The following is a 23050-nucleotide window of genomic DNA, read 5'->3' as shown; positions in this document are numbered from 1 at the left end:
CCGACATCAGCCGTTCGGGTGTATATGGGTGCCCGCTAGTCTGGGGTTCGATTCCAATCCGCCACTGCGGGGGCCGGCGGATGTCCCGTGACCTGAGGAAGACTGTGCCGAGCGAACCCACTCTGCTGTCCGTGGCAGCCAGCATTGCCTGCTGCCTGCTCGTGCTCGGAATCCCCGGGCTCATCACCGGTGTCGCCGCTGGTCTGCGCGGCTGGCTGCTGGCCGGCCTGACGCCTCTGCTGAGCTACGCCATCGCCGGCCTCGCGGGTCCGTGGACGGCGGCGATCGGGCTGCCCTTCAACGCCTGGACCTTGGCATTGACCACGGTGATCTTCGCGGCTGTCGCGTTCGGACTCCGACGGCTGACCGTGCGCCGGTGGCCGCACGAGCCGGAGCCCCGGGCCTGGGAACCGCGGGCGAACTGGGCAGTCGGCGCGTGTGTCGTCCTCGCGACCGCGATCGGGTTCTACACCGCCGTACGCGGCATGGGTCACCTCGGCGCGATCGCACAGGGCGGCGACGCGCCGTATGCGGCCAACGGCATCCGCTACATCGCCGAAAGCGGAGACGGCAGCCTCTTCGGTATGAGCCGGCTGAACTGGTACGGCGACGGTTCACCGCCCTTCTACCCCAACGCCTACCATCTGCTCGCCTCCGTGCAGTACACGCTCAGCGGCGGTTCGATCCCGCTGACCCTCGATGTGAACACCGCGCTGCTGCCGGGGTTGCTGGCGCTCTCGCTCGTGGTGATGGTGCGGGCGTTCCGCGGCCGCGCCGTGCTGGCCGGGGCGGTCGCGCTCGCCTCGGTCGCGCCGGTGATGGGCCTGTACGAGTCGATGAACCGGGGGCCGCTGTTCCCGTTCCTGCTGGGCATCGCGCTCACCCCGCTGGCCGCCGTGGTGCTGCGCCGCTACCTCGACCGGGTCGCGCTGGACACCGGCTTCGTGCTGATGCTCGGGGCGATCGGGCTGCTGTGCGTCCACTCGTCGGCGTTGTTCGGCGCGATCCTGTTCGCCGGGCCGCTGCTGGTGCAGCGCTGGATCGAACGGTGGCGCTCGATCGGCAAGGACCTGCTGGCGCTGCTGCCGATCGCGGTGGTGTCGGTTCTCGTGGCGTCGATGCAGCTGTTCGGCGCGTTGGGGCAGGCGAGCAGCTGGGGCTATCTCGGCTGGCCCAGCGAATGGCGGGCGACGACCGCACTCGGCGCGCTGCTCGGGTTCCAGCACTTCGAACCGCATCCGCAGATCTGGCTGTCGGCGGCGCTGCTCGTCGGTTTCATCTTCTTCTCGAGGCTCGGCGGCCTGCGCTGGATCGGGCTGACCGCGCTGATCACCGGCCTGTTCTACATGGCGGTGGCGTCGTCGGACTCACCGCTGGTCATGGCACTGTCGCGGCCGTGGTGGGACGACCCGTACCGGTTCATCACGATGGCGATCGTGCCGCTGTCGTTCATCGCGGGCCACGGCGTCGCGGCGCTGCACGAGTGGCTGAAGGAACGGCTGCCCTCGCGAGTTCCGCCTGCCGCGCTCGCCGCGGTAGTGCTGCTCGCCTTCGTCGGGGTCACGAAGGGCCTCTACACCCGGACCAACAGCGACGTGGTCGCGGGCGGCTACCACAGCCCCGACCCGCACAACCAGAACATCACGCCCGGCGAGGAACGCGCGATGGTGGAACTGGGCAAGCTGGCGAAGCCCGGCCAGTGGGCGATGAACGACCGCTACGACGGCACGCCGTGGACTTACGCGCTCAGCGGCGTCCGGACCGTCGCCGCCCACGACGACGGCTCCAGCCCGCCGTCGGACGCGGTGCTGCTCGCCGCGCATTTCCGCGACTACGAAACGAACCCCGCGGTCCGCGCCGCGGCGGAACGGCTCAACGTCCACTGGGTGATCCTGGGCCGCCCGGCCGCGCCGCCGAAGCCCGCGTACGCGAATGAAGGCCTGATCGGACTGGACGGGCTTCCGTTCCTGAAAGAGGTCTACCGCAATGAGGACGCGGTGATTTACCAGCTGAATCGCTGAGCCCATTCGATTCCCAGCGGCAGGATTTTTCGAAATCCTGCCGCTGTTCTTTTTTGGCGCCGTTTCCCGCTGACCGGCAGCGTCGTCAGCCGGACCGACCGCGACGTCGCGCTGGCGAAGCTCGACAAGCCCGCCACCGGAATCACCCCGGTCGCGGTGAGCACTACGCCCCGAAGAGCGGAGAAACCCTTCACCTGGCCGGATTCGGCCGCACCGCAACCGAATGGGTACCCGTCCGGCCGTCCAGCGCGTCGTTCTCGGTCTCGGCCCGGCGCTGCGCACAGTGGGTGGCAAGGTCGTGGCCGTGAACAGCCGCTCGTGGCAGCACGGCTGCCTCGCGGTCACCGAAGCCCGCGTCGACGACCTCGCTGGCTGGATCCGGCAAAACACCGTCCCGACCCCGGTGAGCTGCCCGAACGACGCGGTCATCTGGGACATCCACCGTTCGAACGGCGCGAACGACCCCTTCGGCAACGGCTCCCTCAAGATGTGGAAGTGGGACGGCAAGAACAGCCCGATCCTGCGACCACGGCACCGGACTCGTGCCGGTTGGTTCCGTGAGCTGAGCTGAAAATCCGCCAAAAAAGAGGCCGCCCGAGCGATACGCCCGGGCGGCCTCCCTTTTCTCAAGCCTGTATCAGGCCGCGTCCACCGACACTTCCCGTCGAGCCGTCAGCTTCGCCGCCAGCGCCGCGAACCCGGCCGTCAGCAAGTCCGCGACCGTGAACATCACCCGCGAAGCCACCGCGAACGCCGTTGCCTGTCCGACCGTCAGGCCGCTCGCCGTGAGGACCGCGACCTGGGCGACCTCGCGGACGCCGACGCCGCTGGGCAGGATGAACGCGAACGTGCCGACCGTCATCGCGACGGCCATCGCGCCGATGCACAGGATCAGGCCGTTGAAGCCGGGTGCGCCGACCGAGTTCGCCAGCAGCCACAGGTGCACGCCCTGGAACACCCAGGCGCCCATGGACGCGCCGAACGCCTTGAGCACCACGCCCCAGCCGAGCGGTTCGGCCAGCGGCGGGCGGCGCAGGATCTTCAGGACCAGCGACGTGCCCCAGCTCAGGATGCGCGGGTGCAGCAGTGCGAGACCGACCGGGATCAGCACGAACAGCCACATCGCGCGCGGGCTGTTGCTGAACAGCGCCGGGGCCGCGAGCAGCGACACGACCAGCGCGGACACCACGCCGAGGCCGAGCTGGATCAGCGAGCCGGTGAAGATCCGGGCTCGCGCCAGGCCCGCTTTGCGGCCCAGTTCCATCTGCAGCAGGTACGCCCACACCGAACCGGGCACGTACTTGCCGAGCGAGCCGACCAGGCAGATCTGCGCGCCTCGGGCGTAGCCGACCGGCTTGCCGCCGAGGTGGTCGACCAGCACCTGCCAGCCCCACACGGACACGAGGATCGCCACCATCAGCGCCACCAGGCTGAGCGCCGACGACTGCCAGGCGACATCCGACAACGTGTGCCAGAACTCGTCCCAGTTGGACGCCAGGCTCTTCGCCGCGAAGCCGATCACCAAGAGGATGGCGACCCAGCGCACGACGTCGAGCACCCGCGCCTTGGTGGACTTGCGGGCTTTTCCGGTGGTCGGGGCGTCCTCAGTGGACGGGGCGTCGTCCCCCGGGCTCTGCGTACGAACGGTCGTCACTGCCTCTCAGCTCCTCAGGCCTGCACCGTGACCAGCCGGCTGAACTCGGACAGCAGATCGTAGCCGTCCCAGACCCCGGCGAACGTGAGGGCCGAGCCGAACGGCACGACCCGGTCCACCCCGCGTCCGGCGAGCGCCGTCACGAATCCGGTCAGTTCCTCGCGGGTGAACCCGAACTGGCTCACCGTTTGGTCTTTGCGCCGCACGATCGGCACCAGCTCGTCCAGCGACGCCACCGAGGCGTTCGCGAACGTGCCCGCGCCCAGCCATTCGCGCGGCATCACCTTGGCGTCTGCCAACTCGAGCGTCGCCAGCGCGTTGCCGTCGAAGCGGATCGACGACACCAGCCCGTCGACCGCCGCGCCGTACGCCGACACCCGCTTCTGCACGGCCATGGCCGGCTCGGTGACGTGCTGTTTCGCTGTCAGCACCTGGGCGAGCAGCTCGCGGAACTCCTGTCCGGCGGCTTGCGCGCCCGTCGAATCGCCGACCCAGAACACCGCGCGCGGCGACGAACAGGCGGCCTGGTCGAACCAGTACGAGTCGTTGTAGAAGCCCTCGGCGGCGGCCCTGCGCTGCTCCGGCGCGGCCTCCTGCCAGCCGCGCACCGACGCGATCGCGAACGACGAGCGGTCCGGGAAAGTCAGGTCGCGAGCGTGCGGGGCCAGCGGGTACTTTCGCAGCGCCGCCACGGAAGCGTCGCCGCCCCAGATCACGCGCAGGTCCGCGGCCAGCGACAACGCGCCGCTGACCTCGTCGCTGCGGTCGTAGGTGACCATGCGCTGGGTGGCCCGGATGGTGGCCGCGGTTTCCGGCGACACGTCTTCGAGCGCCGCGTTCAACGCTTCCAGCACGGCTTCCGCCGCACCGGCCGAGCGCGAGGACACGCGCACGACGTTGCTGTTGCCCGCCAACGCCGACAGCGCCCAGGAGTACACGAAAATGGTGTCCACATTGGCCGGCGGCACGTGGAAAACGAGCCCGCGCGGGAATCGCAGCGAATCACCGTTGGTTTCCAAAGTGGACAGTGACTTCGCGAGTTCTCCCTTGCGCAGGAAGAAACCCAGCGAGGCCAGCTCCGGGAACCGGCGCGCCAGCGCGGGCGCGAGCAGTTTCCGCGCGAACTTGGTGACGAACTCGACCACCCGCGGGTCGCCGACGGTCAGCCGTCCGCCGGACGGTTCCTCGCGCAGCTCGTTCAGCAGCGCGTCGACCGAAACCGAGTCGCCGAGCGGAAAACGCTGTTCCAGAGCACTCACCTCCGCCTTCCTCCCCTCCGCCACCCTCAACGGACTGCCTCCGGCAGACGGTCCTGATCCGCTCCGCTGAACGTGTCCGAGCACCCGCGGGCCTCGGCCTTCGGCAGCCTGCCCAGCACCGAGAAGTGCTTGCCCGGCCAGTCGCCGTCGTCGATTCCGTTGCAGACGCCCAGATCCTCGGTGAGCAGCACGTGTCCCGGATACGACCGCGGCAGCGTGCTCACCACCTCGATGACGCCCGGCTTGCCGACCGGCCGCTCTTCCCAGGTCTCCGGGTCGCGGATCACGACGTCGGCGAAATCGGGGCAGTACAAGGAGTTCCCGGACGGACCCTCGAGGAACACGGTGCCGATCTGCTCGATCATCCCGTAGTAGTTGTGGATCCGGGTCAGCCCGGTGTCCTCTTTGAACCGGCGGCGGAACTCGCTGTTGTCGACCGCGCGGTCGACCAGCTTCTTCCAGCCGCCGGAGTGGATGAGGATGCCGTTCGACAGGTCGAGCTTGTGCTCGCGGGCGACCTCGTACAGGTACTGCCACACCATGAAGGTGAAACCGAAGATCAGGAACGGCCGGTCCCCGTACTCGGCGAGGAACTTCCGCACGGCCTCGACGTCCGGCTTGTCGTTCTCGTCCAGCACGTAGGTGTGCTTGCGGCCGAAGTTCGCCATGCCGAGCACGCCGGCGCCGCGCGCGGAGAACGACCGGCGGTTCTTGATGATGCCGATGGTGTCGACCATCAGCATCGGCAGCCGCTCGCCGCCCAGCACCTCCTGCAGGGTGGCGCCGAGCTGCTTCGTCTGCGCGGCCGCCGCTTCCTTGTCCAGGTAGATCCGCGACGCACCGGCCCCGGTGGTTCCCGAGGACGTGAGGGTTTTGAAGACCTCGGCGTCCGGAATGGACTTCAGATCGTGCGTCTTGAACATCCGCACCGGCAGCCACGGCAGGTCGGCGATCGTGGCGAACGACGCGTCCGGCGCGAACCCGAGCGAGGACAGGACGCGCTCGTACCCGGCGGAGTTCGCCCGGTGGTGCGCGGTCAGCTCCGCGAGCTCGGGAAGCAGCGCCGCCTCCCGCTGCTCCTGCGAGCGCGTGAACACACTCATACCCGTCCTTCCAGCGACCGGTAGTCGATCTTGCCGCTGGCCAGCAACGGCACCGTGTCGATCGGACGCACGTCGAACCCGCTGGCGTGCAGGTGCAACCGCTCCGCCAGCGCCCGCGACGCGTCCTTGCAGATCGCCTTCGCGCCGTCGCCCTCGGGCAATTCGGCGAACAGCACGACCTTGTCGCCCGCCGCCACCGCGGCCACGACGTCGATGCCCACCGCGGCCGTGCGCACGGCCTGTTCCAGGTCGTCCAGGCTGACCCGGTTGCCGAACACCTTGCCGATCCGCTTGAGCCTGCCGGTGATGTACAGGTATCCCTCGTCGTCGAGATACCCGAGATCCCCGGTGGCCAGCGTGCCGCCGTATTCGTCGCCCGCGCCCAGCCCGGCTTCGTCCTCGGCGTAACCCATCATCACGTTGGGCCCACGGTAAAGAACCTCACCGACAATTTTGGGATGCGTGGTTTCCTCGCCATCGTCGCGGCGAATGGCGAACGAGCCGCCGGGCAGCGCCGGACCGGCCGAGCCGATCTTGTCCGCGAGCCGCTCCGCGGGCACCGTGGTCATCCGCGGGGACGCCTCGGTCTGGCCGTACATGACGTACATCCGGCCGCCGACCGCGAGCATCTTGTCGTTGAATTCGGCGACGAGTTCGTCCCGCAGTTTCCCGCCGGCCTGGGTGAGAGTGCGCAGGGTCGGATACTTCGCCGGGTCGAACTTGAGCCGGCGCAGCATTTCGTAGTGATAGGGCACGCCGGACAGCGAAGTCACGCCGTGTTCCTTCACCGCGTCCCAGAATCCGCGACCCAGAACACCAGAAGGTTCGATAACGACAGTCGCACCGCGTAAAAGGTGCGAATTCAGCACCGAAAGGCCGTAGCTGTAGTGCAGCGGCAGACAGGTCGGCGCGACCTCGTCCGCGTCGATCTCCAGCACCTGCGCGATGGCGTCGGCGTTGGCCAGCAGTCCTTCGCGAGACAGCCGCACGAGCTTCGGGTTCCCGGTGGATCCGCTGGTCGGCAGCAGTACGGCCAGGTCAGGGTGCGGCTCGACGCCCTCGGCGGAGTCGCGCACCCAGTCGGTGCCGCGGGTGGTGTAGCCGGACGGCGCGTCGCCGGACGCCGCGAGCACGGCTGCCGGGCGGAAGCGCTCGACCAGCCCGGTCAGCACGTCGGGGTCCAGAGCCGGGTCGATCAGCGCGATCGCCCGGCCGCCCTCGAACGCGCCCAGGTAGGTCAGCACGCTGTCGAGATCGACCGACATCCGCGCGAAGACGACGCCCGTCGGCAGTTTGGCCAACTCGTCGGTCTTCCGGTCCAGCTCGACGGACAGTTCCGCGTCGTCCAGCGTGCGGCCCCCGGCCACGTCGACCAGCCGGGAACCCGCACCCACCAGCGTCACAGCACCAAGCCTCCGTCGATCCCCAGTACCTGCCCGGTCACGAACGACGCCTCGTCGCTCGCCAGGAACCGGATCACCGCCGCGACCTCCGCGGCTTGGCCGAGACGGCCGAGCGGGGTCTTGGCGATGTTCGAGGCGCGGGCGTCCTCGCTCAGGCTTTCGGTGAGGGCGGTGTCGATCACGCCGGGGGCGACCGCGTTGACCCGGATGCCGGAGCGGCCGAGTTCCTTCGCCGCCGAGCGCGCGATGTTCGCGACCGCCGCCTTCGAGGCCGCGTAGACCGTCTGGCCCGCGCTGCCGTATTCGCCGACCACCGAGGCCAGCACCACGATCGCGCCGGTCTTCTTGCGCATCATGGCCCGCGCGGCCGCCTGCACGGTGTGCAGCGTGCCGGCGACGTTCGTGGACAGCGTCCGGTCGACGTCGTCCGGGCGGATCATGCCGAGCAGACCGCCCTCCATGATCCCGGCGTTGGCGACCGCGATGTCGAGCCGGCCGTGCTCCTTGGTCACGTCCTTGACCAGGGCGGCGACAGCCTTCGCGTCGGTGATGTCGAGCGCGCGGCCGCTGACCGAGGGCCCCACCGAAGCGGCGGCCTCCTTGGCGGCGGTCTCGTCCCGGCCGGTGAGCACCACGGTGGCCCCGGCCTCGGCGAGCGCGTGGACGGTGGCCAGGCCGATGCCCCTGGTACCACCGGTAACCAGGGCGACCTTCCCCGCGAACGTGCTCACGCCTTCTCCTGCAGCTCCTTGACCATGTCCACGGCCACCTTGAAGCTGCTCATGTCGATCACCTGGTCGGTGTCGAACTCGATCTCGAACTCGTCCTCGATCGCCGCCACCAAGGCCATGTGGCCGACCGAGTCCCACGCCTCGATGTCGCGGTACTTCAGGTTCTCGACGTCGACCCCGTCGTCGAGCTGGAGAGCGTCGATGAAGACTTCCTTCAGCTTGTCCTGCACAGCCATGTCTACCCGGCACTTCCTTCTCGAATGGGGCTGGTGACCACTATCGACGGTACCAACCGTGGGATTTCAGCCCGCGCGTGCGGGCAGCAGTTCACGCAGCGTCCCGACGTAATGGTCCGCGCCCTCGGGACGGAACTTCAGCGAATCGTTGCGTACGACCACGCTGAGCACTCCCGCGGCGTGCGCGGCCTCCACGTCGTGGAAGGTGTCGCCGACGAGCACCGCTTCCTCCGGAGCCGCGCCGAAGTGCCGCAGCACCGCGGTCACGCCCTCGGGATCCGGCTTGAGCCGGCGGACGTCTTCCCGCCCTATGACGTGCAGGCCCCCAGCGAGGTTGCCCAGCGCGTCCTCGACGCACAGCCGTGAGTTCCTCGTCACCACCGCGAGCCGGTAGCCGGAAGCCAGCTCCGCCAGCACTTCGCGGGCGCCGTCGGTGAATTCGCCGTCCGCCACGCAAGCGCGTTCGAACCGCGTCACCACGTCGAGCCGGGCGGTGTCGCCTTCGTCGAGCCAGCGCTGGAACAGCTCGCCGAGCTTGTCCTCAGCGGACAGTCCCAGCTCGGCGCGCAGGCCCCCGAAGTCGACCGGCAGCCGGAACAGCGTGCCGTCGAAGTCGAAGGCCAGCACCTTCCGCCCGGTCAGATCCGCTTCGACGCCCATTCGCCTTCCTTGACCAGCCGGTAGCCCATGTCGATCATGCGGACCCAGTACAGGTCGTCGGGCAGCGGGTTGTAGACCTCGGGGCGCTCGGGCAGTTCGTTGCCGAGGCCGAGCTGGACGTACATGTCCGGCATGTTCAGCCCGGCGTGCGCGAAGAAGTTGCTGGTGGTGAAGAAGCGGCCGACGTTGATCTCGGTGACCATCGGCACCCCGGCGGCGTTCTCCTTCATGTCCACGCAGAACACGCCGTGCGGCTTGTCCGACACCGCGCGCACCGCGGCCTCGCCGATCTTGTTCACGTCGTCGCGGTTGACCGTCTTGGCCACCGACGGCGACGAGCTCTGCCCGCTCGGGGTCAGGTTGCCGAAGATGTATTCGATGCGGGAGCGCGCCTGCGAGGTGATCAGCTCGCCCTCGTGCCACAGGCTCTGCCACGCGAACTCCTCGCCCGGGAGGTATTCGCTGGCCATGAAGTCGCCGTAGTCGAGGCCGCGGAAGCCGCGCCAGTAGTCGATCCAGGCGTCGCCCTGGTAGAAGGAGTTGATCGGGAGGCTGCCCCGGGAGCCGGCGCCGCGGATGGCGCGCAGCCAGACCCGCGGGTTGATCTTGAGCAGCTCCTCGAGCCCGCCCTTGAGGTCGTCCGGCGAGTCGATCTTGATGGCTTCGGGCACCGAGACGCCGTTCGCCTTCATGTGCGCGTTGAACGCCATCTTGTCGTGGCACAACGCGATCGCGCGCGCGTCCGGCAGGAACGTCGGCGCGTTCAGCTTGTCGCGGTTCTCCGCGAGGTAGCCGACCTCGACGTCGGGCTGCGGGTGCACGAAATCGATGCGCTCGGCCTCGATGACGCGGTTGATCGCGTCGGCGTAGCCGGGATCGCTGACCGGCGGGACCAGGTATTTGGCCTCGACGTCGAGAAGTTCGAGGTGGAAGGGCTTCACGTCGGTGCCGACGACCTCGTAGTCGTTCCCGGCGACGGCGAGCGCGTCCCGGAAGTTGTAGGCGGCAGATCCGCCGGCGCCGGTGATGAGGATGCGTGCGCTGCTCATTCGCGTGTTCTCAGCCTTACCTGTTCAGTTCCCGCCGGAGCCGGGACGGTAGCCGGAAGCCCACTTGTGGTCGGCGAGTATCGTGACGCCCGCGTCTGTGCTGACTGCACCGAACTCGGGGCTCGTGCCATGCCGAGGCAAGACTGTACCGGACGCGCCGAAAGTGCCCGCCGAGAGCGAGAGACTGCAGATGATCCCCATTACCGTGGTCGACGTCCGTGCTGCGGAGGACCTGGTCGTCGAAGTGCTGCGATCCGGCGCTATCGCCCAGGGCCCGATGGTCAAACGTTTCGAGGACGCGTTCGCGCACGTCTCCGGGACGAAACACGCCATCGCCGTGAACAACGGGACGACCGCACTGGTCGCGTCCCTGCAGGCACTCGACCTGCGGCCCGGAGACGAGGTCGTGACCTCGCCGTTCACCTTCGTCGCGACGCTGAACGCGATCCTGGAAGCAGGCGCGACCGTGCGGTTCGCCGACATCCGCCGCGACGACTTCGCGATCGACCCGGACGCCGTCGCGGCCGCCGTCGGCCCGCGCACCAAGGTGCTCATGCCGGTGCACCTGTACGGGCAGACCGCCGACATGGGCAAGCTCGCGCCGCTGGCCGCGGAGCACGGGCTGCACGTGGTCGAGGATTCCGCGCAGGCGGTCGGCGCCTCGTTCGAGGGCCGCAAGGCAGGTTCGTACGGCATCGGCTGCTTCTCGCTGTACGCGACGAAGAACGTGACCACCGCCGAGGGCGGCGTGATCACCACGGACGACGACGCGCTGGCCGACAAGCTGCGCGTGATGCGCAACCAGGGCATGAAGGCCCGCTACCAGTACGAGATGGCCGGCCACAACTACCGGATGACCGACCTGCACGCCGCCGTCGGCATCCCGCAGCTGGAGAAGCTCGACCAGCTCACCGCGGCCCGCCAGGCCAACGCGAAGCGGCTGTCCGAGGGCCTCGCCGGCACGCCGGGCCTCGAGGTGCCGCAGGTGCTGCCCGGCCGCGAACACGTGTGGCACCAGTACACCGTGCTGGTCGGCCCGCACGCGATGCTCTCGCGCGAGGAGTTCGCCGCCGCGCTGACCGAACGCGGCATCGGCAACGGGATCTACTACCCGAAGATCGTCTTCGACTACGACTGCTACCGCGGCCACCCGCTGATCCCGGACGCCCGGGTCGAGGACTTCCCGGCGGCCGGCGCCGTTGCCGCGCAAGCGCTTTCGCTGCCGGTGCACCCGCATCTGACCGAGTCCGAGCTGGACCAGATCATCGAGACTGTTCGCGAGGTACTCGGCGCATGACGCACCGCATCGCACTTGTCGGCACCGGCAACATGGGCTCGCTGCACGCGCGCGTCCTGTCGCAGAACGACCGGGTGGACCTGGCCCGCGTGATCGACCCGCGCGAGGAAGCGGGCCGCGCGGTCGCCGACCGCTATGAAACCCAGTGGACGCCGGAAATCGGCTCACTGTCCGATGTGGACGCGGTGGTGCTCGCCTCGGCCACCGAGGTGCATTACGAGCTGGCACAGGAGATTCTCGGCCAGGGCAAGCCGATGCTGGTCGAGAAGCCGGTCTGCAACAGCCTCGAGTTCTCGCAGGAAATCGTTGCCCTGTCGGCGGAAAAGGACGTCCCGCTGATGTGCGGGCTCCTGGAGCGCTACAACCCGGCCGTGATGACCGCGCGGGCGCTGGTGAACGAACCGGTGCACCTGATGGCGCGCCGGCACGGCCCGTACGCGCCGCGGATCAAGACCGGTGTCGCGTGGGACCTGCTGGTGCACGACGTCGACCTGGCGATCCAGTTCTTCGGCGGGGCGACGCCGGGCCGGGTCACCTCCAGCGCGGGCTACTTCCACCCGCAGTCGGTCACCGGGGCCGAGGACACCATCGAGACGGTGCTGTCGTTCCCCACCGGCCTGGCCACGGTGTCGGCTTCGAGGCTGGCGCAGCGCAAGGTCCGGTCGCTGATGGTGTCCGAACTGGACCGCATGGTGGAGATCGACCTGCTGCGCCGCGACGTGACGATCTACCGCCACATCTCGCACGATTCGGTCACCGAGGACGGTCTTGGCTACCGGCAGCAGACCGTCATCGAGATCCCGGAACTGATCACCGCGCGCGAACCGCTGGCGACCCAGCTGGACCAGTTCGTCGATCTGCTGGAGGGCAAGGTCGACGCGGACGTCGAGCGCGCGCTGATCCTGCCGTCGCACGAGGTGGTCGCGCAGGTTCTGGCTGAGGCCGCCTGATTTATTTGGTGAGGCGTTTGCCGTCCGCGGAGTAGGCGACCAGCGGGGTCGCCCGCTCGGCGGACGGCACGTCGTCCTGGTCGAACCAGAACACGACCACCTCGGGATCCTCGCTCCAGCGCGCCGTGTGCGCCGGGATCGTGCGACCGTCCACTGTGGTCTCGATGCGGGCGGCGGGGCCGCTGAAATAGCCGTACACCGGCACCCAGATGTCCGCGATGGTCGTGCCGCCCGAGGTGGCGTGGAAGCCGAAAGAGCGGTCCTTGCCGTCGGATTCGTTGGCGAGGTAGAGCGGACGCAGGTTTCCGTTCGGCTCGTACAGGCTCGCCATCACTCCGAATTGGACAGCAGGCAGGTTGTCCGGGTCGTCGATTTCCGTTGCGTAGAAGACAAGTTCCGCGCCGTCGGTGTAGGTGCCGGTGGAGATCACCTCGCCGAGCGGGCGCGATTCCGCGGAGGTCGGGGCCGGGACCGGTGTCGATGAGGCCACGCTCGTCACCATCGGCGTTGGTGACGCCGCCGCGTGCACCTGTTCCGGCGCACTCCCCGGCGAACGCAACCAAGCCGCGCCGAACACCACGGCGACCACCGCGACCGCCGCGCCCGACGAGGCCAGAAACCGCCGCCGACGCCGGATCCGGCCGCCTTCTTTGATAATCCGGTCGAGATCGGGCTCAGCAAAGGATTCCGCGGGCGCTTCCTGAAGCGCGGCGCGCAACCGGTCGAGTTCGTCGGTCACGCGCTCACCTCCCCGACCAGCGCGTCACCGTCGACACGCAACTTCGCCAGCGCACGCGAATTGGTGCTCTTGACCGTGCCGACGGACACGCCCAGTTCCTCGGCCACCTGATGTTCCGGCAAATCGAAGAAATGCCGGAGAACCACTACGGCGCGTTCGCGAGCGGTGAGCCGGGCCAACGCGTCGGAAAGCCATTCCCGATCAGTGACGGCATGCGAGATGTCCGGCACCTTCGCCGGTTCCGGCATCTCCTCGGTGGCGTATTCGCGGATCGGCCGGCGCCAGATGTCGATGACGTGATTGGCCAGCACGCGGCGGGCGTAGGAGTAGGGATTCTTCCGCCGCACCCGGGGCCAGGCGGCATAGGTGCGGGTGAAGGCGGTCTGCGCGGCGTCCTCGGCCTGATGGCGATCGCCGGTGAGCAGGTAGGCCGCGTGGGTGAGGCGGGCGGAACAGGACCGCACGAAGTCGGCGAACTCGTCGTCCCCGCGCACCGTCTCACCCCTGTTTCCCGGTTGTCCTGCTGTCCAGGTTACGGGGGCGGGAGACGTGCGTCGATGTAATGGCTGGTCAGTCTGGTCTCAATGCGACGCATGGTGTTCGGGGAGGTGCTTGGGGTCAGCGTTGGGCGCGCGGGGAAAGCACCTCGATCACCAATTCGGCGTCGGCCGCTTCGATGCGCGCCGGGTTGGCCTCCGCGCCCTCAGCGGAGGTCACCACGACATCGGGGACACGGATCGTCAGTGGGGTCTCGCACCGGAGCAGCTCCGCCTCGGCACCGGCGCTTATCTCCGGGCAGAGCTGCTCGACGAGAAGAAACGCCCCATCAGCAAGAGCCAGCACGACGCGAGAGTCAGCGTTGGGCGCGCGGGTCGATCAACGAGTTCAGATCGAACTTCACCGGAACCCCCGCGACCTCCAGCTCCACTCCGCCGGAATACTCGCCGAAATTCTCGTAAGCACCGTCGATCAACCGATACGCGATCATGCTGATCGGCGAATCCAGATCGACAATCCAGTAATGCTCGATACCCGCATCGGCATATTCAAACAGCTTCGCACCCTGGTCGACCTCCTTGGTGGCAGGCGAAAGCACTTCGACCACCAGGGAAACGTCGCTCGCCCCGATCCGCGGGATATTCGCTTCGATGAGGTCCGACGGCGCGATCAGCACGTCCGGCACCCGCACCGTGGGCGGGACGTCGGCCAGCACCGTCTCGAATTCCCCGACCGCCACCAGCTCCGGCGGCAGCTGCATCGTCAGCAGATACGCAATCTGCTGACGATCAGCTGGTGGAACCACATCGGACGCGGCGACCCTGACAGGACCCCTTCGACGACCTCGACTCGGACCTCCGGGTGCGCCGGAAGGTCCGCCCAGTCGTCAAGGGCCAGGAGGTGGTGAGGCCATTCAAGGACACTCACGACTCTCCTTCACCGACAGTGACTAAGAGTAGTGTCTTATGTTACCCGGAACATCCGCCAGCGCGTGACGTACCGTGTCCGGATTACTTCCCGCTGAAGTCACCCGACGGGGAGCCCCAGCCGGAGGGGTCGTCCGACAACGCGCGGCGGCGGGCGTTTTCCTCGCGGACCCGCTTCACCTCCGCCTCGATGTACTCCTCCTCGTAGCGCTGGAACACGCGCGCCGGGTTGCCCGCCACCAGCGAGCGCGCCGGGACGTCCTTCGCTACCACCGAGTTCGGCTGCACCGTCGCGAAGTCACCGATCGTGACGCCCGGCATGATCACCACGAGGCCGCCGATAAAGCAGCCTTTGCCGATTTTCACCGGCTTGCGTTCGATCAGATCGCTGCCGGAATGGTTTTCCAGCGCCATGTTCGCGAGCCAGCTCGAATGCGTGAACACGAGCGTGTTCAGCCCGATGCTGGTGTGCTCGCCGATTTCCAAGCCGCCGCTCGCGTCGAGGACCGCGCCCTCGCCAACCCAGCAGTGTTCGCCCATCGTGAGGTTGTCCGGGCTGACGATCTTGGCCCGTTCCCGCACGCGGCACGATTCCGGCAGGCCGAAGAACTTGGCCCGCTCGGCGTCGTTCATGTACTGCGTGACGAGGTCGTTCAGGATCATCGGGCGCAGCCGGTTGCTGCGCTCGTCGTCGAAGAACATCAGTTGTCCGCCACCAGTTTCGTGAGCACCCGCAGGTGTTCCTCGGCCACTACGTCCAGTCCGAAGTTGTCCCGGACCATCGAGGCTTCCCGTTCGGCGATCCGTGTGCGTTCCTTCGGATCGTCCAAAAGGGACAGCACGGTGGTCGCGACCGCCTCGGAATCGTTCGGGCGCACCAGCAGGATGTTCTCGCCGTTGTGCAGTTCGATGCCGGGGTAGTTGTCCTCGGTGACCGACGCGATGGTCGCGGTGCCGGACAGCATCGCCTCCAGCGACGCGGTGCCGCAGCCGCCGTTGAGGTCGTGCGTGACGATGTCCGCGGCCGCGAAGTACGCCGGCACGTCCGCCTTCGGCACCGCACCGGTGACGATCAGCGCGTCGGAAACGCCCAGTTCCTTGGCCCGCTGCTGGAAAGCGTCGTGATACACCCGGCCGACGACCACCACGCGCAGCCCGGGGTGCCGCTCCAGGATCGCGGGCAGCGCCTCGATCAGCGGCAGCCGGTCGCGCAGCGGGATCACGTGCCCGAGCGACACGATCAGCGGCGCGTCCCCGATTTCCAGTTCCGCGCGCACGTCCTTGGTCACCGGCTTCGCGAAATGCCCGGTGTCCACCGCGATCGGGAAGTACTCGGAGTTGTCGTCGCTCGTGCCGTAGCGCTGGACGCAGTAGTCCACGCCCTGCTTGTCGAGGATGATGTAGCGCGGGCGCAGGTACTTCAGCACCGGGTTGACCAGCATCGCGTCGAGCGCGCGGAACACCCGGCCGTACATCTTGTTCTCGCTGATCAGCAGCGTGTGGATGGTCAGCAGAACGGGCAGCTTGTGCCGGCGCGCGTAGATGCCGACCATCCAGGACAGGTCGAAGAACTGTCCGTGCAGGTGCACCGCGTCCGGTTTGAACTCGTTCAGCAGCTTCCACAGCCGCCGCCAGTTGCCCGGCCGCATCGACGCGAACGTCATGTCGAAGTCGATCGACAGGCCGAGCTGCGGCATTTTCACCGCGGGCAGGCGCACGACGCGGTATCCGTCGCGCTCCTCTTCCGCCGGCGCGTCACCGTAGGCAGCGGTGATCGCCAGCACCTCGTTCCCGGCGGCCGCGTACTCGGCGGCCAGCGAGGCCGACATGTGCGCGCTTCCGCCCACTCGCGGCGGGAAGAAGTTGTTCACCACCACGATCCGCATGGGCTTTCCTTCTGCCGGGCCCGCAGTGTTCATTACGCATTCCCCTCGGAAGACGCGCCGACGGAAGTACTCACTCGGAGTCCCGCACCAAGGCGCGCATGCCCTCTTCGACGGTGATGGTCGGCTCCCAGCCGAGCACCTCGCGGGCGCGGGTGATGTCCGCGGCGCGGCGGGAGACGAGGACGTCGCGCTTGTTGAAGACCGGCTCGACGTCGACGCCGACGGCCTCGATCAGGATCTTCGCCAGCGTGGCGATCGAGGTGTCGATGCCGGTGCCGATGTTGATCGGCATGTTCGACTGCTCCGACTCCAGCGCGGCGACGACGCCCTTGGCGAGGTCGGTCACGTGCACGAAGTCCATCGACTGGTCGCCGGCGCCGTCGATGATCGGCGGCTGGCCGGCGCGCAGGCGCTGGATGAAGTGGTTGATGACCGAGGTGTAGTACGCCTCGATCTTCTGGCCAGGGCCGTACACGTTGAAGAAGCGCAGCGCGTTCCAGGAGAGGCCCTTGGTGCGCTCGTAGAAGCCCAGCATGTCCTCGCCCGCGCGCTTGGAGATGCAGTACGGGGTGAGCGGGTTCAGCTTGTCGTCCTCGTGCATCGGCAGCCGCTCCGGCTCGCCGTACACCGAGGCGGTGGAGGCGAACACCAGGCGCTCGACGCCCTCGTCGGCCGCGGCCGAGAAGACGTTGTTGTTGCCGACCATGTTGATGTCGATCGACTCGCCCGGGTCCGCGACCGACTTGTTGATCGACACGGTGGCGAAGTGGATCGCGTGCGTGCAGCCGCGGATGGCCTCGCGGACGCCGACGCCGTAGCGCACGTCCTTCTCGACCAGTTCGACCTTGCCGGTGGCGACGAACTCGTTGACGCGGTCACGGTCGCCGCGGGTCATGTTGTCGAAGATCCGGATCGAGTAGTCCTTCTCCAGCAGGATCGGGATCACGTGCGAGGCGATGAAACCGCCGGCACCGGTGAAGAAAACTTTCTTGTCGGACATGGGTTCTCCTCAGGAAGGTCGGCGGGTCAGGAAAGAGCGGACACGGCTTCGCGCACGGTGGTGACCACGCGCTCGACTTCGCCGTCGGTCAGCTCCGCGTGCATCGGGATCGCCAGCTGGCGGCGGAAAGCGTCGGCGGAGACGGGCAGCGGCTGCTGCTCGCCGTACACCGGCTGCAAGTGGGAGGCGTAGGTGCCGAAGTTGCACTGCACGCCCTGCTCGCGGATCCGCAGAGCCAGCGCGTCGCGGCTGATCTCCGGGGCCACCGTCATCAAGTATGCCTGCCACGGGTGTTCGCGGTCGGGAGCCTCGACGGGCACAGTCAGCGCCTCGACGTCCTCGAACGCCTCGTGGTAGCGCTTGGCCACCGAGCGGCGGGCGGAGAGCAGGTCGGGCAGCCGGTCGAGCTGCACGCCCATGATCGCGGCCTGGATGTCCGACAGCCGGAAGTTCCAGCCGAGCTCGTGGAACGTCGGGATCGGCAGCTCCTGCGAACCCTCGCGGGTGAACGCCGGCTCGATGCCGTAGGTGTGGATCTTGCGCGCGTGCGCGATCAGGTCCTCGCGGTTCGAGACCAGCGCGCCGCCCTCGCCCGCGGTGATGCCCTTGCGGCCGTGGAAGGAGAACGCGGCCAGGTCGGCGAGGCTGCCGGCCGGGCGGTTGCGGTAGGTCGCGCCCGCGGAGCAGGCGGCGTCCTCGAACAGCCACAGGCCGTGCTTGTCGGCGATCGCGCGGTACTCGTCGAAGTCGCCGGGCTGGCCCGCGACGTCCACGGCGAGGATGCCGACCGTGCGCGGCGTGATGAGCGCTTCGATCGAGGCCGGGTCGGCACTGAAGATGTCCGGGCGGATGTCGGCGAAGACCGGCTTCGCGCCGGCCTGCAGCACGGCGTGGCCGGTCGCCGGGAAGGTGTAGTCCCCGACGATCACCTCGTCGCCGGGCTGGACGCCGAGCACCTTCAGGCCCAGGAACAGGGCGGAGCCGCAGTTGCTGGTGGTCAGAGCGTGCGCGGTGCCGGTCAGCTGCGCGAACCGCTCCTCGAAGCGACGGCACGCCGGGCCCGCGCCGGCCAGCCAGCCGGAACGGAACACTTCGGCGACGGCTGCGAGCTCTTCGTCGCCGACGGTCGGCTTCCCGAGCAGGACGGGTTCGCCCACTGTAGATCTCCTGTGCATCGGGGTGTCCCGCATTGCGCGGGGTCGCGCCAAAGTGTATAGAAGTCGCGCTCGACGCCTGTTTCGGGGACAGAACCCACGGGTAAACACCCGATCCGGGCATAGGCTCGCGGGATGCGGATCGGGGTACTGGGGGCCGTCGTCGCGTGGGACGGCGCGGGCGGGACGGTCGCCGTGGGCGGCCCGCGAGGCCGGGCGCTGCTCGCCTTGCTCGCGGCGGACGCCGGGCGGTTCGTGTCCGCCGAGCGGCTCATCGACGGGCTCTACGGCGAGGAACCGCCCGACGGCGCGGCCAACGCGCTCCAATCGCAGGTCTCGCGGCTGCGCAGCGCGCTGAAACTGCCGATCGAACTCACCTCGGCGGGGTACCGCCTCCGGATCGAACCGGACGAAGTGGACGCTCATCGCTTCGAACGGCTGGCTGGCGAAGGCCGTCGCGAACTGGCCGCGGGGGACCCGACGCGGGCCAGCGATCTGCTCGGCGAGGCGCTGGCGTTGTGGCGCGGACCGGCGTTCGCCGACGTCCCTGCCGTGCCGGTCTCGGAGGTGCGAACCACCCGGTTGAGCGAGCTGCGCGCTGAGGCGGCGGCCGACCGGGTCGACGCGGAGATCTCGCTCGGCCGCGCCGCCGACGTCCTCGACGAGCTGCGCACCGCCGTCGCCGAAAACCCCCTGCGCGAACGGTCGCGGGCCCAGCTGGTGCGGGCGCTGCACGCGGCCGGCCGGACCGCCGAGGCGCTGGCCGCCTTCGAGGACGCCCGCCGCACGCTCGCCGACGAGCTGGGCGCGGACCCTGGTCCAGACCTCACCGCGGCGCATCTGGCCGCTCTGCGCGGCGAGTCCGCGAACGCCGCGACACCGTTGCCCGCACAGCTCACCAGCTTCGTCGGGCGGGACAGCGAACTGAAGCAGGTCGCCGATCTCCTGCGGCGGGCTCGGCTCGTCACGCTGCTCGGTCCGGGCGGGACCGGGAAGACCCGGCTGGCCATCGAAGCCGCGGCGGACGCGGGACCGTGCGTCTTCGTGGAGCTGGCCCCGCACGTCGCCGACGACGTTCCGCAGGCCGTCCTCACCGCGCTCGGTCTGCGCGAGGGGGCCCGCGGTCGCCAGGATCCGGTCGACCGCCTCGTCTCGGCCCTGCGCGACCAGGCGACCTTGCTGGTGCTGGACAACTGCGAACACGTCATCGCCGCCGCAGCGCGGTTGGTCGCGCAGCTGCTGCCCGCCTGCCCCGGGCTGCGCGTCCTCGCGACGAGCCGGGAACCGCTTGGCATCACCGGCGAACAGCTCGCACCGATCCCCCGCCTGGCCGTTCCCCCGCCCGGCGATCCAGCCGCCGAGACCTATCCCGCGGTTCGGCTGTTCCTCGACCGCGCTCGGGCGAGCGACCCCGCATTCCGCCTGACCGACGAAACCGCGGCCGACGTCGTGCGAATCTGCACCGCACTCGACGGTCTTCCCCTCGCGCTGGAACTGGCCGCCGCGCGGGTGCGCACGCTTCCCGTCTCCGACATCGCCGCGCGGCTTGATGACCGCTTCCAGCTCCTCGCCCGCGGCAGCCGTACCGCTGATGAGCGGCATCGGTCGCTCCGCGGCGTCGTCGAATGGAGCTGGGACCTCCTCGATGACGACGAACGCCGCCTCGCCCGCCGGCTGACCGTTTTCACTGGCGGCGCGACGCTCGCGTATGCCGAGCAGGTGTGCGACGTCCCCGTCGACCTGCTCACCGAACTCGCCGACAAGTCGCTCGTGGAACCTTCGAGCGGGCGCTACCGAATGCTGGAAACAATCCGCGCGTTCTGCGCGGAAAAGCTCGACGCCGCAGGCGAGACCGAACGCTTCCGGCACGCGCACGCACAGGCATTCCTGCGTCTCGCCGAGGAAGCCGACCCGAAGCTGCGTACCGCGGAACAGCTGGACTGGCTGCGGAAAATCGACGCTGAGTACGACAACATCGTGGCCGCGCTCCGCTGGTCGGCCGCAGCGGATCCGTCGACCGCCCTGCGGATCGCCGCCGCGCTGTCGATGTATTGGTGGCTGCGCGGACGACGTTACGAAGGCGCGGCGCTGTCGATGGAAATCGTGCGCCACTGCCAAGCGGAGCCGCCGGAAGGACATCGCGAGCAATTCCTCATGTGCCTGCTGACCGCGATGGCCGGCGCCCCCGAAGCGGCCGAGACGGCGAGCTATCGGTCCTATGTGGAGCAGTACCTAGTGGACAGTTCCTGGACCCCGGAGCATCCGATGATGCTCATGCTGTCCGGCGTCGTGCTCGGACCGCCGGAGGACGACGACGCGCGGCTGCGGCTGTCCGGGCTCCAAAACCACCCCGACCCGTGGCTCACCGCACTCGTGCCGATGGGCGACGGCCTGCGCTCGGTGCTCGCCGGGGAACTCGGCGAAGCCGAGCGCGGCCTGCGAGAGGGTGAAGCGCGTTACCGGGCGCTCGGCGAACGCTGGGGGCTGTCGATGGCGCTCGACCACCTGTCGCAGGTGCTGGTTTTGCTCGGCCGTCACGAAGAAGCGCTCGCCGCGATGACCGAATCCCTGTCGCTCATGCAGACGCTCGGCGCGACCGACGACTACGCGGACCTGCTGTGCCGTCGCGGAGACAGTCGGGCGTTGCGCGGCGATCTCGACGGCGCGAAGGCCGACTACGAGCGAACCGTCGAACTGGCCCACCGCACCGGGATGCCCGAGACGCGAGGCAGCGGTCACGTCGGACTGTCCAATCTCGCCCGCCGCTCCGGCGATCTGGCCGGCGCGCGGGCTCTCGCCGAGCAAGCGCTTGCCGAATGCGCGGCGGACTCGTTCTCGGCCGCCATGGTGCGGGCAGTCGCGTCGATCGCGCTCGGCTGGGTCGACGTCGCCGAGCACCGCCCGGAAGACGCTCACCGCCGGATGCGGGTGGGAGTCGAGACCGCGCATCGCTGGCATGACCACGGGTCACTGGCCATCGCGTTCGAGGGCGTCGCCGGGGTCTTCGCCGAGGAGGGCCGGTTCGCCGACGCCGCCGCCCTGCTCGGCGCGGCGGCCGCGGTGCGCGGGGCCGCCGTGCCCGGCCAGCACGATGTCGCGCAGGTCACCGCAGCCGCGGAGAAGGCTCTCGGTTCCGCTGGGTTCACCGCCGCTTACACCGCCGGTAAGCAGCTCGAACCGCATCAACGGCTCGCGTTGGCCGGATTGTCCCCGGTTCAGTGAACGGGTACCACGCCGTCGGGGGGTACGCAGCGCCGTACCGAAGCGCGTAGCCTTCCCTGCCGTGCGGAACGTCGTGGTGATCGGTGGGGGAATCGTCGGGCTGTCGGTCGCGTGGGAGCTGTCCCAGCGCGGTCAGGACGTGACGGTGCTCGAAAAGGAAGCTCGCTGGGCTGCGCACCAGACCGGGCACAACTCCAATGTCGTGCACGCCGGGCTCTACTACAAGCCGGGCTCGTTCAAGGCGCGGATGTCGGTCGGCGGCAACCGGTCCATTGTGGATTTCGCCCGGCAGTACGGGGTGCCCGTGCAGGTGTGCGGCAAGCTCGTGGTGGCCACGCGGGAGGAGGAGATCCCCGCGCTGGACACGCTCGCCGAGCGGGCCGAGGCCAACGGCGTGCCCGCCAAGCGGATCACCCCCGCGGAGGCCCGCGAGTACGAGCCGGAGGTGGCCTGCGTCGCCGCGCTGCGCGTCGAGTCGACCGGGATCATCGACTTCCCGGCGGTGTGCGCGGCGCTCGTGCGGCTGCTCGACGAGGCCGACGCGGACCTGCGGCTGAACACGCCCGCGCTGGGCATCCGCCCGGCTCGCGGCGGCGGCGTCGAGGTGGCCACCGGTTCTGAGGTGCTGCACGCGGACGCGCTGGTCAACTGTGCCGGCCTGCACGCGGACCGCGTCGCCGAAATGGCCGGCATCAAGCCGAGCGCGCGCATCGTGCCGTTCCGCGGCGAGTACTACGAGCTGAAGCCGGAGCGCCGCCACCTCGTGCGCGGCCTGATCTATCCGGTGCCGGACCCGACGCTGCCGTTCCTGGGCGTGCACCTGACCCGCATGCTGGACGGCAGTGTCCACGCGGGTCCGAACGCCGTGCTCGCGCTGCGCCGCGAGGGTTACCGCTGGGCGGACGTGTCGGCGAAGGACCTCGCCGACGTCGCCCGCTTCCCCGGTTCCTGGAAGCTCGCACGCAAGTACGCGTACCCGACCGGGCTCGAGGAGGTGCTGCGGTCGTTCTCGAAGAAGCGCTTCGCCGCCAGCCTCGCGCAGCTCGTGCCCGCGGTCACCGAGGACGACATCGTGCGCCACGGCTCCGGTGTCCGGGCGCAGGCGCTGCGCCCGGACGGTTCCCTGGTGGACGACTTCCTCATCGAGTCCACAAAGGACCAGGTGCACGTGCTCAACGCGCCGAGCCCGGCGGCGACGAGCGCGCTGGAGATCGCCAAGTACATCGCCGACCAGGTGACCGACTGAGCCGTCCGATGTAGAC

Annotated in this window: 22 protein-coding genes; 6 read left to right on the top strand and 16 right to left on the bottom strand. The window is 68.9% G+C overall.

The genetic code is table 11. The features are described from left to right. Positions 1 to 131 precede the first annotated feature (131 nt). A complete protein-coding gene (locus tag ACZ7SW_RS03775; RefSeq protein WP_470228865.1) occupies positions 132 to 2021 on the top strand; it encodes a DUF6541 family protein in 1890 nt (629 codons plus the stop codon). A 223-nt stretch (positions 2022 to 2244) separates the two neighbouring features. Further along, complete coding sequence (locus ACZ7SW_RS03770) at positions 2245 to 2592, top strand: hypothetical protein (RefSeq protein WP_470228864.1); 348 nt, start codon at positions 2245 to 2247, stop codon at positions 2590 to 2592. 66 nt (positions 2593 to 2658) lie between these two features. Here ACZ7SW_RS03770 and ACZ7SW_RS03765 read toward each other — a convergent pair whose 3' ends face one another. The 8 genes from ACZ7SW_RS03765 to ACZ7SW_RS03730 form a co-directional block, all read right to left on the bottom strand. Beyond that, positions 2659 to 3675 carry a lysylphosphatidylglycerol synthase transmembrane domain-containing protein gene (locus ACZ7SW_RS03765; RefSeq protein ID WP_470228863.1) on the bottom strand — a complete coding sequence of 339 codons (1017 nt, stop codon included), beginning with the start codon at positions 3673 to 3675 and terminating at the stop codon, positions 2659 to 2661. 14 nt (positions 3676 to 3689) lie between these two features. After that, positions 3690 to 4934, bottom strand: coding sequence for an acyl-CoA reductase (locus tag ACZ7SW_RS03760; RefSeq protein ID WP_470228862.1), 1245 nt, complete (start codon positions 4932 to 4934; stop codon positions 3690 to 3692). A 26-nt stretch (positions 4935 to 4960) separates the two neighbouring features. Next, positions 4961 to 6037, bottom strand: a complete 1077-nt coding sequence (locus tag ACZ7SW_RS03755) for a LuxE/PaaK family acyltransferase (RefSeq protein WP_470228861.1) — start codon at positions 6035 to 6037, stop codon at positions 4961 to 4963. Next, positions 6034 to 7440, bottom strand: a complete 1407-nt coding sequence (locus tag ACZ7SW_RS03750) for an AMP-binding protein (RefSeq protein ID WP_470228860.1) — start codon at positions 7438 to 7440, stop codon at positions 6034 to 6036. Before ACZ7SW_RS03750 ends, ACZ7SW_RS03755 begins: the two co-directional genes overlap by 4 nt. Further along, the gene (locus ACZ7SW_RS03745) at positions 7437 to 8171 is read right to left on the bottom strand and encodes an SDR family NAD(P)-dependent oxidoreductase (RefSeq protein ID WP_470228859.1); all 735 of its coding nucleotides are present in this window, start codon (positions 8169 to 8171) and stop codon (positions 7437 to 7439) included. The genes ACZ7SW_RS03750 and ACZ7SW_RS03745 overlap by 4 nt, the downstream gene beginning before the upstream one ends. Next, a complete protein-coding gene (locus ACZ7SW_RS03740) occupies positions 8168 to 8407 on the bottom strand; it encodes an acyl carrier protein (RefSeq protein WP_470228858.1) in 240 nt (79 codons plus the stop codon). Before ACZ7SW_RS03740 ends, ACZ7SW_RS03745 begins: the two co-directional genes overlap by 4 nt. A gap of 66 nt (positions 8408 to 8473) precedes the next feature. Continuing rightward, on the bottom strand, positions 8474 to 9067 hold the full coding sequence (locus ACZ7SW_RS03735; RefSeq protein WP_470228857.1) for an HAD family hydrolase: 594 nt from the start codon (positions 9065 to 9067) through the stop codon (positions 8474 to 8476). Then, positions 9046 to 10116: an ATP-grasp domain-containing protein gene (locus ACZ7SW_RS03730; protein WP_470228856.1), complete on the bottom strand. Its 1071-nt coding sequence runs from the start codon at positions 10114 to 10116 to the stop codon at positions 9046 to 9048. Before ACZ7SW_RS03730 ends, ACZ7SW_RS03735 begins: the two co-directional genes overlap by 22 nt. 190 nt (positions 10117 to 10306) lie before the next feature. Here ACZ7SW_RS03730 and ACZ7SW_RS03725 point away from each other — a divergent pair, with 190 nt between their 5' ends. After that, complete coding sequence (locus tag ACZ7SW_RS03725; protein ID WP_470228855.1) at positions 10307 to 11413, top strand: DegT/DnrJ/EryC1/StrS family aminotransferase; 1107 nt, start codon at positions 10307 to 10309, stop codon at positions 11411 to 11413. Next, entirely contained in the window at positions 11410 to 12363 is a 954-nt protein-coding gene (locus ACZ7SW_RS03720; protein ID WP_470228854.1) for a Gfo/Idh/MocA family protein, read from the top strand. Before ACZ7SW_RS03725 ends, ACZ7SW_RS03720 begins: the two co-directional genes overlap by 4 nt. 1 nt (position 12364) lies before the next feature. On the opposite strand, the gene ACZ7SW_RS03715 is transcribed toward ACZ7SW_RS03720, so the two are convergent. The 8 genes from ACZ7SW_RS03715 to ACZ7SW_RS03680 all read right to left on the bottom strand — a co-directional run bounded on the left by ACZ7SW_RS03715 (position 12365) and on the right by ACZ7SW_RS03680 (position 18587). After that, positions 12365 to 13102, bottom strand: coding sequence for a hypothetical protein (locus ACZ7SW_RS03715; RefSeq protein ID WP_470228853.1), 738 nt, complete (start codon positions 13100 to 13102; stop codon positions 12365 to 12367). Beyond that, on the bottom strand, positions 13099 to 13596 hold the full coding sequence (locus tag ACZ7SW_RS03710) for a SigE family RNA polymerase sigma factor (RefSeq protein ID WP_470228852.1): 498 nt from the start codon (positions 13594 to 13596) through the stop codon (positions 13099 to 13101). Before ACZ7SW_RS03710 ends, ACZ7SW_RS03715 begins: the two co-directional genes overlap by 4 nt. 124 nt (positions 13597 to 13720) lie before the next feature. Then, positions 13721 to 13945, bottom strand: coding sequence for a hypothetical protein (locus ACZ7SW_RS03705; RefSeq protein WP_470228851.1), 225 nt, complete (start codon positions 13943 to 13945; stop codon positions 13721 to 13723). 10 nt (positions 13946 to 13955) lie between these two features. Further along, positions 13956 to 14360, bottom strand: a complete 405-nt coding sequence (locus tag ACZ7SW_RS03700) for a Uma2 family endonuclease (protein ID WP_470228850.1) — start codon at positions 14358 to 14360, stop codon at positions 13956 to 13958. Between the two features lie 250 nt (positions 14361 to 14610). Beyond that, positions 14611 to 15228: an acyltransferase gene (locus tag ACZ7SW_RS03695; protein WP_470228849.1), complete on the bottom strand. Its 618-nt coding sequence runs from the start codon at positions 15226 to 15228 to the stop codon at positions 14611 to 14613. Beyond that, complete coding sequence (locus ACZ7SW_RS03690; RefSeq protein ID WP_470228848.1) at positions 15228 to 16412, bottom strand: glycosyltransferase family 4 protein; 1185 nt, start codon at positions 16410 to 16412, stop codon at positions 15228 to 15230. Before ACZ7SW_RS03690 ends, ACZ7SW_RS03695 begins: the two co-directional genes overlap by 1 nt. 70 nt (positions 16413 to 16482) lie before the next feature. Continuing rightward, complete coding sequence (locus tag ACZ7SW_RS03685; RefSeq protein WP_470228847.1) at positions 16483 to 17412, bottom strand: NAD-dependent epimerase/dehydratase family protein; 930 nt, start codon at positions 17410 to 17412, stop codon at positions 16483 to 16485. 26 nt (positions 17413 to 17438) lie between these two features. Next, entirely contained in the window at positions 17439 to 18587 is a 1149-nt protein-coding gene (locus tag ACZ7SW_RS03680; RefSeq protein ID WP_470228846.1) for a DegT/DnrJ/EryC1/StrS family aminotransferase, read from the bottom strand. Between the two features lie 114 nt (positions 18588 to 18701). On the opposite strand from ACZ7SW_RS03680, the gene ACZ7SW_RS03675 reads away from it, so the two are divergent. Together ACZ7SW_RS03675 and lhgO are read left to right on the top strand one after the other, a co-directional pair. Beyond that, positions 18702 to 21788, top strand: a complete 3087-nt coding sequence (locus ACZ7SW_RS03675; RefSeq protein ID WP_470228845.1) for an AfsR/SARP family transcriptional regulator — start codon at positions 18702 to 18704, stop codon at positions 21786 to 21788. 61 nt (positions 21789 to 21849) lie between these two features. Next, the gene (gene lhgO / locus ACZ7SW_RS03670; protein WP_470228844.1) at positions 21850 to 23034 is read left to right on the top strand and encodes an L-2-hydroxyglutarate oxidase; all 1185 of its coding nucleotides are present in this window, start codon (positions 21850 to 21852) and stop codon (positions 23032 to 23034) included. The last annotated feature ends 16 nt before the right edge of the window (positions 23035 to 23050 follow it).

Source organism: Amycolatopsis sp. NPDC114484 (genome assembly GCF_055633755.1).
This window is presented reverse-complemented; position numbering and strand designations above follow the sequence as displayed.